The sequence below is a fragment of the Sphingopyxis sp. sgz302558 genome (assembly GCF_057220455.1).
Window position 1 is genome coordinate 1 of record NZ_JBXPUZ010000013.1, and the last position, 14,456, is coordinate 14,456.

13 protein-coding genes are annotated in these 14,456 nt (G+C 60.3%); 10 read left to right on the top strand and 3 right to left on the bottom strand.

The window, feature by feature from the left end:
• Positions 1–18: 18 nt before the first annotated feature.
• Entirely contained in the window at positions 19–1,224 is a 1,206-nt protein-coding gene (locus AC2TC0_RS15780; RefSeq protein WP_484718404.1) for a hypothetical protein, read from the bottom strand.
• Positions 1,225–1,455: 231 nt separating this feature from the next.
• On the opposite strand from AC2TC0_RS15780, the gene AC2TC0_RS15785 reads away from it, so the two are divergent.
• From AC2TC0_RS15785 to AC2TC0_RS15795, 3 genes are all read left to right on the top strand, one after another.
• On the top strand, positions 1,456–1,824 hold the full coding sequence (locus AC2TC0_RS15785) for a hypothetical protein (protein WP_484718405.1): 369 nt from the start codon (positions 1,456–1,458) through the stop codon (positions 1,822–1,824).
• Positions 1,825–1,973: 149 nt separating this feature from the next.
• Positions 1,974–2,897 carry a helix-turn-helix domain-containing protein gene (locus tag AC2TC0_RS15790; protein WP_484718406.1) on the top strand — a complete coding sequence of 308 codons (924 nt, stop codon included), beginning with the start codon at positions 1,974–1,976 and terminating at the stop codon, positions 2,895–2,897.
• Between the two features lie 113 nt (positions 2,898–3,010).
• Positions 3,011–3,841 carry a transporter family protein gene (locus AC2TC0_RS15795; RefSeq protein WP_484718407.1) on the top strand — a complete coding sequence of 277 codons (831 nt, stop codon included), beginning with the start codon at positions 3,011–3,013 and terminating at the stop codon, positions 3,839–3,841.
• Here the strand turns inward: AC2TC0_RS15795 and AC2TC0_RS15800 are convergent.
• Together AC2TC0_RS15800 and AC2TC0_RS15805 are read right to left on the bottom strand one after the other, a co-directional pair.
• Positions 3,829–4,740, bottom strand: a complete 912-nt coding sequence (locus AC2TC0_RS15800; RefSeq protein ID WP_484718408.1) for a helix-turn-helix domain-containing protein — start codon at positions 4,738–4,740, stop codon at positions 3,829–3,831. The two genes, AC2TC0_RS15795 and AC2TC0_RS15800, sit on opposite strands and share 13 nt — an antisense overlap.
• 143 nt (positions 4,741–4,883) lie before the next feature.
• Complete coding sequence (locus tag AC2TC0_RS15805; protein ID WP_484718409.1) at positions 4,884–5,684, bottom strand: citryl-CoA lyase; 801 nt, start codon at positions 5,682–5,684, stop codon at positions 4,884–4,886.
• Positions 5,685–5,762: 78 nt separating this feature from the next.
• Between AC2TC0_RS15805 and AC2TC0_RS15810 the strand changes: the two genes are divergently transcribed.
• The 7 genes from AC2TC0_RS15810 to AC2TC0_RS15840 all read left to right on the top strand — a co-directional run bounded on the left by AC2TC0_RS15810 (position 5,763) and on the right by AC2TC0_RS15840 (position 14,180).
• Complete coding sequence (locus AC2TC0_RS15810; RefSeq protein ID WP_484718410.1) at positions 5,763–6,914, top strand: CaiB/BaiF CoA transferase family protein; 1,152 nt, start codon at positions 5,763–5,765, stop codon at positions 6,912–6,914.
• The gene (locus AC2TC0_RS15815) at positions 6,911–7,717 is read left to right on the top strand and encodes an IclR family transcriptional regulator (protein WP_484718411.1); all 807 of its coding nucleotides are present in this window, start codon (positions 6,911–6,913) and stop codon (positions 7,715–7,717) included. The genes AC2TC0_RS15810 and AC2TC0_RS15815 overlap by 4 nt, the downstream gene beginning before the upstream one ends.
• 100 nt (positions 7,718–7,817) lie before the next feature.
• Complete coding sequence (locus AC2TC0_RS15820; RefSeq protein ID WP_484718412.1) at positions 7,818–10,010, top strand: TonB-dependent receptor; 2,193 nt, start codon at positions 7,818–7,820, stop codon at positions 10,008–10,010.
• A gap of 14 nt (positions 10,011–10,024) precedes the next feature.
• Positions 10,025–10,573, top strand: coding sequence for a VOC family protein (locus AC2TC0_RS15825; RefSeq protein WP_484718413.1), 549 nt, complete (start codon positions 10,025–10,027; stop codon positions 10,571–10,573).
• Positions 10,574–10,596: 23 nt separating this feature from the next.
• Positions 10,597–11,406 carry an alpha/beta fold hydrolase gene (locus tag AC2TC0_RS15830; protein ID WP_484718414.1) on the top strand — a complete coding sequence of 270 codons (810 nt, stop codon included), beginning with the start codon at positions 10,597–10,599 and terminating at the stop codon, positions 11,404–11,406.
• Between the two features lie 13 nt (positions 11,407–11,419).
• Positions 11,420–12,559 (top strand): cobalamin-independent methionine synthase II family protein, encoded by a 1,140-nt coding sequence (locus tag AC2TC0_RS15835; protein WP_484718415.1) that lies wholly within the window; start codon positions 11,420–11,422, stop codon positions 12,557–12,559.
• A 688-nt stretch (positions 12,560–13,247) separates the two neighbouring features.
• Entirely contained in the window at positions 13,248–14,180 is a 933-nt protein-coding gene (locus AC2TC0_RS15840) for a helix-turn-helix domain-containing protein (protein WP_484718416.1), read from the top strand.
• Positions 14,181–14,456 lie beyond the last annotated feature (276 nt).

Sequence of the window (14,456 nt, forward strand, 5' to 3'; positions counted from 1 at the left end):
CCCCCCCGCCAAGCCGGATTAGTTGATGCGGTAAACCACCGGGCAGTTGACGACGAAGCCAACCGCGCGGAAATCCCCGCCATCTAAGCTCTTGATGAAGCCGCGATGTGACATTTCGGCCGCCTGCAAAGCGCTGGTCAGACGGTAGCGATAGCCCTTCTGGATCGCTTCGTCAGTCCATACCGCCGGGAACAGCCGCCACATCGGCGAATAATCGAGGTTGATGGTCGGAATACCGCCCAGCACGTTGAGCGGCCCGCCTTCGCCGGACAAGGCGCTTACCAGACCTTGGCGATGCGGATTGTCCTTGCCGGTATGGCCATTGACGACCACCACAATGCGCTCGGCTGACTCGCCGGGGGCGGCGTCTTCCAGCGCAAAGGGCAGGTCCTTCATCGCCGGGGTGAAGGTGGCATTTTCCAGCGTAGCGACCAGCGGGTCATTGGCCTCAGTCGACAGATAGAAGATCGGCTTGTCGAAAGTGAAGCCCAGAGTCATGCTCAGCGTCACCGTTCCGTCGCGCGGGCAGATGGCCAGCACCTTGTCGTGCACCTTGCTATGGTCGACATTACCGGCGCACATGGCGTTAAGCTCGGCCTCGCTGGCTTGGCTGACAACCGGGGCGTTGTAGATCAGCGCTTTGGCCGAGTTTTCGACAAAGACCAGCGGCGTGTAGTCGGCGTCACCAACGCTGCCGGGCTGGTGGCTCGCTGGCGGGAAGGGGGCATTCGCCGGTCCCGGCTTCAACCCCAGCGCGGGTCGAAAATCGACGCTTCCGGCAGCAAAGGTGAAACTGCCGTCGCGCTCGATAGTCGCCTTACGGGTTGCCTTGCCAGTCAGGGCATAGGCAAGCTTGGGGGAGTAGGCGAGACCCTGCAGGTCGGCGATATTCTGGTCAGTGGTGTCGGTGATGATAAACCACACGGGTTGGCCGGTGCGCAGTTTGCCGCGACGCAGAGGCAAGGTTGCCGTGCCCTTTTCCAGGTCAATATGGGCCGATTTCATCAGCAGGACCGGGCCAAGGAACGACGGGTTGACCTCGGACGGGGATGGCTGTGCCACGATGGTTTTCACGTCACCGCTGATCGATGCCGGTGCCTCGCGGACCTCGTCCAGCGGTGCGCCTTCTTTGCCACGCTTGGTGACTTCGGCCTGTGCAGCGCCAGCCAGCGCCGCGCTTAGCGCGACGCTTGCCATAAGCCATTTAGTGAACGCCTGTTGCATATTCTTCTCCATCTGCATCCAACGGCAAGGTTGCTGGCGCTTGCCGGTCGCCTGATGGACAATCTTCCTGCTTTCCGCGGCACTATCTTTCGAATTGCGCTCGCTTTATCCAATTGTTGCCCCCGAACCGGCTTGACTTGTTCGGGGACGTGACCAACCGCGTGGTGACGGGGACGTGCGCAATTTTTCGAAAGCCTGTTGAAGCTGGCGCGCACATGAGGGGGGCGAAAGGTGACGGTCATGCCGTGGCACAGGTTGATTGACTGGTTCACCGGAAAGCGCCCTGCGCCGCTCGGCAGCCCCATGCCGATGACGCTGGTCACGCTGTCGGCCGTCGCCCCGATGGCAATCGATGAGTTCGAGTTTTACGGTGACGCTGAATATGCAGCGCTGCTTGAATGGGCGCGGATGGGGCGATTCATCTTGGCCCTGTCGGCCACAGAGCGTGACGAGTTGACCCTGCTGTGCGTGCAGACGCCGGAAGAGATGCGGGTCGAGGTAGAAATGTTGCCGTTGGTTGCGGCTGGGCTCGCGCGTTTTGACATTCGGGTGGTGATGCCGCTGCGGTTAACCAACCCCAGCCCCAGCACGCTGCAATAGGTCACGCACGCCAGCTTATTCCACTTTTGTCATCTTGCCACAAAGCGCCATTTGTGCGGCCGCTGTAATATCAATGCCTCCAATTCCTATGTTACATAAGATTGTGTCAGCCAAGCTGGACAGTTCGATGGTATTGGATGGAGGCGACAATGTCGCAGACGGAAACGCAGGCCGATCGGCCCTATCACGCGGGCACCAACCTTGCAGCATGCGAGAAGGTGAGCTGGTCCGCTCCGCCCGAAGTCGCTGTCTATGACACCGGCGAATTGCCGATTAACGCGGTGCGCCACTATTGCACGCACGCGACAGGCACCGTGCGCGCAGGCTCGACCGGCGGCAATGACGAATGGGACGCGTTGCTGGTCAATCGCGGCGGCAGCGGCATGTTGGAAATTGAATGCGACGGCCGTTTCGCCAAATCGCCGCTGCGCCGTGACGTTTGCGCTTTCATTCCTTGCGGTGCGGATTCCATTTTCGAGTTTCCTGCATCTGCGGGTGCCTTCACCCTCTATTTTCCGGTAGGTTTCATCCCCACACTACCCGATGAAAAGCCATCCGGTGAAATCATGCCCATCCTTGCCGAACGCGATGGTCGGCTTGCCCAGCTTATGGGCATGGTCGAACATGAATTCATCAGCCCGACCTTTGGTTCATCGTTGCTGGTGGATGGGTTGATCCGTGCGATTGCCGTTATGTTGACCAAGCATGACAGCGCACGGCTGGCGCATGAAAGCGAGCGCATTTACCTCACCCCGCTAAAGCTCAAGCGGGTGACCGAATATGTCGAGGAAAATCTTGAGCTGAATATCCGGTTGGACGATCTGGCCAAAGCGGCGGGTCTGTCACCCTATCATTTCTCCCGCGTGTTCAAGCTCGCGACGGGGGAAACCCCTTATCATTACCTGCGCAGTCGGCGGATCGAGCGTGCTCGCACAATGCTGTCGCAGAATTCCGCGCCGCTTGCGGAACTTGCGTTGACATGCGGTTTTGCGAACCAGTCCCACTTTACCGCTGCTTTCACGCGCGAACTTGGCATGTCGCCTGGCCGCTTTCGTCGCCTTGCTGCCAAGTAAGCGGCATCCGCAGGTAAGGGCGCAAGCAATGAACAAATCTGGGCTTTGACGAAATACACCAATCGCAATCGCCGTAGCTTTGAGGCTCCGCATAGCAGCAGGAGTACAAAGTTATGAATAGTCGTTGGAAACTTACCGCAGCAACGCTTGCTGCGCTGGCGATCGCCAGCGTTCCCGCCAGCGCGCAGGATGCGGCCGAATGGGCCCCGCTTGATTTGGATGCTTTCGGATCTGAACTAACCGACCCATGGATCCCGGTGCCCAATGGTGAGAGCGGTGCTCCGCGCCAAGGCTGGCTGGCGACTGCCGACGGCTTTTTCACGCGCGAGGCGCATATCGCCTACACCTATGTCGATGCCCCGGGCGATGATTTTCATCAGGGGCTGGCGCGCTTTCACTATCCACTGTCGCGGCGCTTGTGGGCAGGGGTGGAAGTACCATTCTATCAGAACCGTGGCGGTGATGAAGATTTTGGCGACGTTACGCTGACGACCCAGGTGATGCTGGCAGAAAAGCGCAACTTGTCGCTCAACGCAGGCGTGGGCTGGCGGATTCCGACCGGTTCGCGCAGCTTTGGCAACAATGTCTTTGCTGCGCAGCCGCAACTGAACTTGTGGACCGATGTTGGCTCTGGCTTTTCGCTGCGCGGCCGCGTGGCTTATGAATTTGCGGACTCAGGCGCCCCTGACAGCTTTGTCATGAACGCAGCAATTGGCCAGACATTCACCCCGCACAACCGTGCGCCGCTGGGTGATCTGACCTGGTATGTGGCGGGCAATTGGCGCGAATTTGAAAACGGACCCACGTTTTTGAGCGTTACGCCCGGGGTTCGCACCCACCTTGGCGGCAACCTGTTCCTGCTGGGCGGAATCGAGATTCCGGTCACCAACAGCAACCGCTTCTATCGCGAGGCCTTTACCGTGCAGTTGGTTCAGGGGTTTTGAACCAGGCCATGCGACGCCGCGCCGCGATAGCGGCTCGGCGTCGTTCCGGTCAGCTGGCGAAAAGTGGTGGTAAATTGGGCGTGGCTGGAAAATCCGGTGGCGCTTGCCACCGCCTCGATTGGCCAGTCTGTTTCGCGCAGCAAACGCTGGGCTGCGGCAATGCGCTGGTTGATCACATAGCTATAGGGTGGCAACCCGGTGGCCCTGGCAAAGGCGCGAGCGAAATGAAACCGGCTGTAGCCTGTCAACGCCGCAAGATCGTCAATCACGATCCGCGCGTGCAGGTTGACCGCGACATAATCGCGCACGCGTTTCAGATTGGCTTCGGTCAACACGATGCGGTCGCTTGTTTCCGTCCCCGCGGCAAGACTGTCAAACAGCCGCAGCAATATGCCATCAACCAGCATTTCGGCTGCCATGATGTCGGTATCCGAAACCAGCGAGCGCTGGACCAAACGGTGTAGCAAGCGGCACAACAGCGGATCGAAACGGCCAAACACCTCGGCAAATTGTGCAATATTCGGGACATCGCCTCGATGAGAAGCGATGGTGTCATGATAGCGCTGCGGGTCGATATAAACATGGGTGAAGGCGATGGGGCCTTCGGTGGTCCAATCATAGGCATTGCCCGCGGCCACGGTTGTCACGGCATGCAGGGGCACATCGCGGTGTGTTGGCAATCCTTCGCCGCTGCGCGTCACGCGTTTGGCCCCGCCTTCGTGAAAGGTCAGATAATGATGCGTCAAGCGGGGCTGCTGCATCCGGGCGGCGCTGCCCGCCCAGCGTTGGACGATCACGCCGTTGAGTTGCGTCGGCCCTGAATCATAAAGCGGCTGCTGCGACGCCCACTCGCGCCAGCGCAGCGGGTGCGTTCCCGATGATTTTGTTTCCTGTTGCAAGCGACCCTATCCATTGGCTCCGCGTGGCCGCAATGCGACCCGCGGGCAAGCTGGGTTTAGGACCATGAAATCAGGCAAAGATATTGTGCGAAATTGCGCAGACGCCGGTTTGGGTGCGGCTAATCGCTCCAGGACAGTCAGGTTTAGCCTTTTGCTGGCGGGTCTGACGCCGCAAAACCTATGCGCTCTGCCGCTGCGCCCGACATGATAAAGCCGATGGGACGCTCGCTCTCTTCCTGCAAATGCCCGATCAGGCTGGCAGTGCGCGCCAAGAGCGAAATGCCCTTGAGCGCGGCCAGCGGGAAACCGGCATCGAGCATGACGGCGGGAATTGCGCCGTTGACGTTGATCGGCAGGCTTCGGCCCAGCACTTCAGGCAGGCAATCACGGATCGCCATCAATGTGGCGGTGTGCGGGCCGGAAACGCCCTGTTCGGCAGCAAGCTCGAGGAGGCGGTGCGCGCGTGGGTCCCCATCGCTGTGCTGGGGATGGCCGAAACCGGGAACGGCTTTCCTGTCGGCGCGGAGGGTTCGAACGGCATGGGCGGCGGCTTCGGCCAGCGGGCGCCCGGAAACTTCCGCGTCAGCGACAATAGCGGCATAGCAACGGCCAGCCACTTCGGCGCTGCCCAAGACCACCGACCCGCAGCCCAGCAGCCCCGCCGCGACTGCCCCGTGGAAAGCTTCGGGTGCCGCCGCCATTGTCATGCGTGCGGCCACCACGCTGGGCACCAGGCCATGCTCGGCAATGGCGCATAGCACCGCGTCAGCCAGAAATTTCTGGTGCTGGTCGGGCATTGTCCCCGTGACAAGCAGCCAGAAATAGGTTGTAAAGTCGAGCTTGCCCATAATCTGGCTGGTAAGGTCTAGACCGCGTACGGTGATGCTGGTCGCATCGGACGTGCAGATTGCCGTTAGGGCATGGTCCTGTTTGCCGATCCGCATCGCTAATCCTTTCGAAATTCGAAGTTGATTTCGCTATTCGAAGATTGTAGAGCAATGTCAAGCCATATGGAGGATTGCGTGACCCAGCCGCTGCACGACATCATGGTGCTCGATATGGGCACCTTTATTACGGGGCCTGCTGCCGGCATGCTGCTCGCCGACATGGGCGCGACGGTCATCAAGGTGGAACAACCTGGCACCGGCGATCCGTTTCGTGCTTTCAACGGCGGCCTCTACAGCCCGCATTTTCAGACCTATAACCGCAATAAGAAAAGCATCACGCTCGACACGCGCCAGGACGCAGACTTGGCTGCCCTCGACGCACTCGTGGCCACTGCCGATGTCTTCATCCAGAATTTCCGTCCCGGGGTTGCAAACCGGCTGCGGGTCGATCCGGCGCGGTTGCAGGCCATCAATCCGCGGCTGATCTATGCCTCCATCTCGGGCTTCGGTGCCGAAGGGCCGGACCGCGACCGGCCTGCGTTTGACACGGTAGCGCAGGCCGCATCCGGATTCCTGCGGCTGTTCCTCAACCCTGCTGACCCGCGCGTGGTGGGCCCGGCGGTAGCGGACGCCATCACGGGCTTTTACGCCGCGCTTGGCATATTGGCGGCGCTTAATGCCCGACACGCGACGGGGAAGGGCAGTCTGATCGAAACATCGATGTTCGAGGCGATGAGTCATTTCAACCTCGACGATTTCACCCATTTACTGTCCGAAGGTGAAGTGATGGGGCCGTTCAGCCGCCCCAATGTGTCGCAATCCTATGTGTTTGAATGTGCCGATGGCAAATGGCTGGCGCTGCACATGTCATCGCCGCCCAAATTCTGGGAGAATTTGGCGGTGGCCGTGGGCAGGCCCGACATGCTGGCCTTGCCCATGTTTGAAAGCCGCGCCGCGCGTATCGCCAATTACGAACAGGTGATGATGTTCCTGGCGCCGCTGTTCCGCACGAAGAGCCGCGCCGATTGGTGCGCTGACTTGACCCGACTCGAAGTGCCCCATGCGCCGGTCAACAGCTCCGAAGAGGTGCTCGCCTCGCCGCAGGCGCAGGCGCTGGGCATCTGCGTCGAGGATCCGGACGGCCCGCATGGTCCGTTCCGCACGATCCGTTCGCCGCTAACCTTTGATGGCGCGCGCGTGACCAATGTCGTCGCGCCGCCGGTACTGGGCGCCGACAATGAATCGGTGCTGGGAGGCTTGCGCGCCGACAAGGCGCAGGCAGCATGAGCGAGGGCGCCGACAAGGATCCCGAATATCTGTCCACCCTCGAACGCGGCCTCAGCGTATTGCGCGCGTTTGACGAGCAAAATCCTGAAATGCGGCTAAGCGAAGTTGCTGCGAAAACCGGACTTAGTCCTGCGGTAGCGCGCCGCTGTCTCAATACATTGGTAGCGCTTGGCTATGTTGGTCAGCACGGGCGGTCATTCTTGCTGCGTCCCGAAGTTCTGTCCATAGGCTCGGCCTTTCTGTCGTCGATGAATTTGGAGAGCACCTGCGTGCCGCCGTTGCAGGCTTTGCGCGACGAAACTGGTGACAGCGCGTCCATGGCGGTGATTTCGGGGACTGACATACTTTATCTTGCGCATGTTTCGACGACGCGGCGGATCCGCTTGGGGGCCAATGTCGGAACACGCTTTCCGGTGCACGCCACCTCACTTGGTAAGGCAATTATGGCGTTTCGCCCGGCGGAGGAAATAGAATCCTATCTGGCTTCGGGCGAGCGCACCCGCTTTACCGAACGCACGGTCACTGATGCCGATGCGCTGCGCGATCGCTTTGCCACCATTCGTGAAAAGGGTTTTGACTCGGCGCTTGATGAGCTGGATTTCGGTATCGTCTCGGTCGCCGTCCCAATTTTTGATGACCAGCGCATGGCGATTGCCGCGATCAACTGTTCAACCTCGACCACCCGAATTTCACAGGATGAGCTGGTGCGCACGCGCCTGCCCGGGCTGCGGTCGGCGGCGCAGGAAATCCAGCGGGCGCTCAAACGCTGGCCAGCTTTGTTGCACACACTGCATCAGAGCTAAAAGTTCGATATTCGAATTTGACTTCGTTAAACGAAGCCTTTACGGAGCGTCGTCATGGGAGAATCGGCGCAAATGCCGGTCCGCATGAGGAGGAAGCGAAATGGCGATCCAAGGGGCACGGCTATCGATTTTGGCAGGATTGATTGGCGCAACCGCGCTGACCCCGGTGATGGCGCAGGAAAGCGCAGCCGCCGAAGAGGGGGATATCGTCGTCACCGCGCTGCGCCGCGATGCCAATCTTCAGGATGTTCCCGCCGCCGTCACCGCATTTGATGAATCGGCCATTGAAAACGCCGGCATCGAACGACCGATCGACTTCATCAACCTGACGTCGAACGTCAATCTGGTTGAAACCCAGAATTCGGGCAACGCCTTCATCATCATCCGTGGTATCACGCAGGCGCGTAACAGCGAACCGTCGGTCGCCGTGGTCGTTGACGGCGTGCAGCAGGTCAACCCGGCGCAGTTCAACCAGGAATTGTTCGATATTGGCCAGATCGAAGTGCTCAAAGGCCCGCAAGGGGGCCTTTACGGCCGCAACGCCATCGGCGGCGCGATTATCATCACCTCAAAGGCTCCGTCCGATGAATTCGAGGGCAGCCTGAAGGTCGGGGTCGACAATGGCTTTGGCTATTATGTGCGCGGCGGGGTCAGTGGCCCATTAGGCGAGGGCGCTGCTTTCCGCCTGTCGGGTTCGTGGCGCGATACCGACGGCTATATCCGCAACACTTTTCTGGGCGAGGACGCCGACCCGGTTAAGGATATCGCGGTGCGCGGCAACCTGCTGTTCGACGCCGGCAGTGGTTTTTCGGTCGATCTGCGGGCATCCTATGCCCGGCTGGAAACCCAAGCGCTTTATTTCAACATCGTAGGTGACGTGAACGACACCAGCCTGCCGGTGCGCGTGAACAACGCGGGGCAGAACGACCGCGACATCTTCAACGTCGCCGCCAAGCTGAGCTATGAAACCGACGATTTCACGATCACGTCGATCACCTCCTACGATACGGTGAAGGAAATTCTGACGGGTGATGCGTTCGATTTTCTGCCTATTCCCGAATCCTTCTTCTTCAATCTGTTTGAAGCGATTATCGGCCCGGGGCAGGGGTTCGACCTCAACCAGAGCCAATATCTGAACGTGAAAGCGTTCAGCCAAGAGCTGCGGGTGCAATCGCCGTCTGACAGCGACCTCTTTTGGATGTTTGGTGGTTATTTGATCGACACCAACCGCTTCATTTCGACCGGCAACATGATCGACACCAACAATGGGGTGTTTCCGGTATTCCGCACCCCCAGCACCAACCCGCTGAACCCGCAGTTCAGTTTCTTGTCGGACAAGCAGGACAATTTTGCTTGGGCGCTGTTCGGCAATATCGGGTATGAATTCAGCGAACAGTTCCGCATCGACGGCTCGCTGCGCTATGATCGCGATCGTCGGAAGAATACCACGCTGACGCCGACGGCCTTTCTGCCCAATGTGCCCGGTTTCCCGCAAGGCGCGACCGGTGACGTGCGGCGTGAGACATTCGACGATTTGCAGCCCAAAGTGACGCTGACCTACCAGCCGTCAGACGATGTGACGCTCTACACCGGCTACTCGCGCGGTTTCCGTTCGGGCGGATTCAACCAAACCGGCGTTGGTGCGGTTGCGGCGTCGAACGGCATCGTCGGCGTGGCCGATATCTTCCAGGACGAAACGGCTTCGACCATCGAAGCGGGGTTCAAGACACGCCTGTTCGACCGCATGCTGACGCTCAATGGCGCAGCCTATTCGACGATTTCGAAGAACAGCTATTTCTTCGTTTTTCTGGCTGCCAACTCGACCCAGAACCTGGGCAACATCCCGCGCACACGCATTCGTGGGTTCGAGCTGGAAGCGAATCTGCGTCCATCGCCTGATGTCCAGATCAATGCGGCTGTCGGTTATACTTTCAGCAAGATCACCGATTTTCCTGATCCGGCCGCAATCGGCAACGAAGCGCCGCTGATCTCGCGCTATACCTATAACCTTGGCGCACAATTTACGCCTGAACTGGGCGGAGACATCGAAGGGCTGCTGCGCGTCGATTATCGCCGGACTGGCAAGACCTGGTGGGAACCGTTCAACACCACGGTGCGCAGCCCCGTTGACCTGGTTGACCTGCGCGCGGGCATCAAGGGCGATAACTGGGCGCTCACCGGCTTTGCGACCAATTTGTTCAACGAAAAATACAACGCCGAATTTTCGCCAGGCGGCTTTGTGTTCAAGGCGCGTCCACGGATATATGGCGTCGAGGCCAGCTATAGCTTCTAACAGGGAGTGTCGTCATGACTTCGTCGTTGCCCAACCGGTTGCACCATACCGCCTATGTCGTCAAAGATCTGGAGGCGACACGGCATTTCTATGAGGATATCCTCGGCTTTCCTTTGGTCGCCACGTGGTGCGAGCAGGAAGAATTGTTCGGCGCCGTGCGCACCTATTGCCACTGCTTTTTCGGGCTGGGCGACGGCAGCGCACTCGCCTTTTTCTCGTTCGCCGATCCCGCTGATCAGGCCGAATTTGGCCCTGACCTGGCATCGAGCCCGTTCCGTCACGTTGCGCTGAACGTCGATGCATCGGCACAGGTCGAGTTGGAGCGGCGCATCGCCGCGGCCGGCATAGCCGAACCGCAAACCTATGTGCTGGAACATGGCTATTGCCGTTCGGTGTATGTGGTCGATCCTGACGGGATGATTGTGGAGTTCACGCTCGACGCCGCCAATGCCGACCAGATCAACGCGCTGCGGGCTAAAGATGCCCATGCCGAGCTGAAGCGTTGGCTGGCAGGGGACCATCGTCCGAACAACGACGTCCGCCACCTCGAACACAGCCACTGAACGCCTGCACCAAAGACCCTGTCATGACCGAGGCGAATGGCGAGGGTCAGGCGGTGCTGCGCAGCCGTAGCGTCGCCGTGGCGGGCGGCGAGCTTATCCTACACGAGATCGGGTCAGGCCCACCCGTGGTGTTTCTGCACGGCTGGACGCTCGATCACCGCCAATGGCTTCCCCAATCCGTATTGGCGGACGGGTGGCGGATCATGCTGCCGGACCGACGCGGATGTGGCGCATCGTCGGCACCGTCCGATCTGTCGGCTGAGGCTGAAGACGTGCTCGCGATGGTTGGTGACGGTCCGTTCGCTCTGGTGGGACTGTCGCAGGGCGGGGCGGTTGCGCTGGATGTCGCGCGTCGTTTCCCTGATCGCGTCGCGGCGCTGGTGTTGGCGGGCGCGCCGCTGCACGGCGTTGTCCCGTTGCCCGATGGCGAGGAAGAAGATGTCCCGCGCCGCCTGTACGCCGGTTATGTCGGGTTGGGACAGGTGGATGCCATGAAGCAAGCGTGGAGCAACCATCCGTTCACGCAGGTCGCCGCACCAATGCGCCAGCTGGTTGCGGACATGATTGCCGCCTACGACGGGCGCGACTTGCTTAACCCTCCGTCGCCGCTGCAGTTTTCCGCCGGCGACGTCGAAGGCCTGTCCATGCCGGTGATGGCGCTCGCGGGCGAGCAGGACGGGCCATGGCGCCAGTCGGTGGCCGCCTTTATCGGTTCGCACGCGCCACGCGGCATGGCGGCCTTTGTTCGTGACGCCGGGCATTTGTGCAATCTTGACCAACCGGCCATGTTCAACCGGCTGGTCACGGCATTTCTTGAGGAGCATTTTCAATGAGCAGGAACGGGGCATGAGCGCTGGCCGATTTTTGACCACCCACGTCGGGTCGTTGCCGCGCGAAGATGATCTAATACAGCTTATGTTTGCCAAGGAAGAGGGGTTGCCGCTTGACCCCGCTGCCGTCGCTGCGCGCATCGAGCAGGCGGTGCAGCATGTCGTGGACAAGCAGGCAGAGGCGGGTATCGACATCATCAACGACGGCGAACAGTCAAAGCCGAGCTACGCGACCTATATCAAAGATCGCCTCAACGGCTTTGGCGGCACCGGCACCAGCTATGTCTTTCAGGACATAGAGGATTTCCCCGGCGTCAAAGACCGCATTGCCGGGGATGCGGGCCGCAAGCATCGCAAAACGCCCGCATGCAACGCGCCGATTACGGTGAAGGACATGACCGCGGTCGACATCGACGCCGCCACGCTCAACGCCGCGCTGGCGCGCCATTCCGGCAAACAGGCGTTCATGAGCGCGGCATCTCCCGGCGTCACCGCGCTGTTTTTTCGCAACGATCATTATGCCAGCGACGAGGATTATCTGTTCGCCCTCGCCGAAGGGCTGCGCCACGAATATGAAGCGATTGCGGCCGCCGGAATTACCCTGCAAATCGATTGCCCTGACTTGGCCATGGGCCGCCACACCCAGTTTCGCGAACTGACGCTCAGCCAGTTTCGCGACCGGATGATGCTCAACATCGAAGCGCTCAATCGGGCGACAGCCAATATCCCGGAAACCCAGCTGCGCATGCATATGTGCTGGGGCAATTACCCGGGCCCGCACCACTGCGATGTGCCGTTCAAGGACATCATCGATCTGGTCTGGCGCGCGCGGCCGCACGCCATCCAGTTCGAAGCCGCCAACCCGCGCCACGCGCATGAATTTGCGATGTTCGAGGAAGTCGGCTTGCCCGAAGGCAAGGTGCTGATCCCCGGCGTGGTCGAATGCCAGTCCAACTATATCGAGCATCCCGACCTGATCGCCCAGCGCATCGGGCGCTACGCCGATCTGGTCGGCCGCGACAATGTGATGGCGGGGGTCGACTGCGGCTTTTCCATCCATGTCGGATCGGGCGGCGTCGACCGCGACATTGTCTGGGCCAAAATGCGCGCGCTGAGCGAAGGCGCGGCGATCGCATCGCGGCGTTACTGGCCCTAAGCCGCGACGTGGCTGCGGCAACCGCCGCCATTCACCAGGCCCAACGAATCACCGTGACACTTACTGATCCCGGCAGAGCGGGGGCATGGGCGCCCAGGGGGGGGTGGGCCTATGGGTGGGGGTGGGGTCAAGCGCGCTTAAAGATACAAAGGATACGGCCAACCCTCCCCTATATGTATCCTTTGTTGCTTTAAGGGGAGCGGTGGGGGGATCGCGGCGCGTCGCCAGACCGACAATGCGAAAGAGCCGTTGGCACCGGCATGGCACAGGCCGAGGGGTGTAGGAAAGCGGTTTTGCGCGGTGGCGCGAGCGCGCGGCGAGGGTGCCAAAGGCGCAGGCCCTATGGCGAGCAGACATACCACCCGCGCGTCCCAGTGGCTAAGGCGCGCAAGCAATTTGGAGCTTGTCGCACCTGACATCGCTGCTTTCGCAATTTCCAGTTAGACCAGATGTTGCGGCGGTATTTGCCGACCGCGGAGAGAATCATGACCCGGAAAGCGACGAAGAAGCAGGCTTGACGAGGGAGGTGCGATTAGAGAACCAAAGGGCACCTGCGATATAGAAGACTTCGCCTGCCGATGTGGCTAGGTTTAGACTGGGGGAGAGTGCGATGCCGAAGCAAAATGTCGGCTCCGATGGGCGCGTCATAGTGAGCAGCGGCTGCACACGCATCCGACGCGCCTGAGCCATGGCATCCCTCCACGAGATGGCGGAGCAGGTGCCTCTGCGTTTCACCGCGCCCACGCCCGGCACGGTGACTGCGCATCGCAGCAGCGGCATCATCTCAACCTGCCTGTTCGGCACCTTCGACGGCGAATGGGCAACCGCAACCGTCGAAGGATTGGAGTTCGACACGCTGCTGCTGACGCGCGGGAGCAACCAAATCTGGCGCGGCGTGCTTAACGGTGAACCGTTCACGGTGGAGCCGCACGGAACCTTGCTGATCAGCTACATCCCGCAAGGCGTCAAAGGCGAGATGACCTATTACGCCGAAGCGAACACATCGTCCCTGCTGATGTTTCCACCCGGCCGACTGGCCAACATGATGCCCGCAGACGGCAATCCCGCGAGCGTGCCCTTTGCCATGGTCGGCAGCGAGCGGCTGGTCGAATTGTTCCAGATGATCGAGACCGAGATTCTGGCGCCCGAAAGTGGGAAGCCCGGGCATATCGAGACACTGACGCGCATGTTGGCCCACTATCTGGCTGACCGGACGGCGGTTCACAGCAGCGGACAGCGCCTGCACTTGGACATAAGCCCCTACAAGCTCAAGCGTGTGCTCGATTACATCGACGACCACCTCGGCGTGGCGATCGATCTCAGCAGCATGGCCGAAGTGGCCGGGTTGTCGCGCTTCTACTTCGCCAATGTCTTCAAGCGGGCGACTGGCCGCTCGCCCTATCAGCATCTAATCTATCGCCGGGTGGCGTGGGCCCAGACGCTGATCGCCCAAAGCGATCTGAGCCTTGCCGAAATCGGCCAGGCCAGCGGCTTTTGCAGCCCGGCGCACTTTAGTACGTCGTTTAAGCGCGAAACCGGCCTGTCCCCGACGCGCTACCGCGAATTGGTGCGCCGAGGTGTCACCGTGCCGGGTGAGGCGATCAGTCTGCCGTCTTTGTAGGAATTACAGGAACTACGCTGACACGTCACTTAACCCCTCAACGCATAGAAGCCCCGAAAGTGTGGATCAGTTTACGACAACGACGAACATTTGGGGATTAAGTAAAGTGTCACCGTAACCCAAGGGTGGCCGTGTCTTTTGTGTCCTTAACCGCGTCAGACGCCATCCGTCTCAGTTACCGTTTTTATCAGACGGCGAGGCCCCAAAGGTTTAGCTAAGCGCTTGAAAATATGGTGGACGCACTAGGGCTCGAACCTAGGACCCGCTGATTAAGAG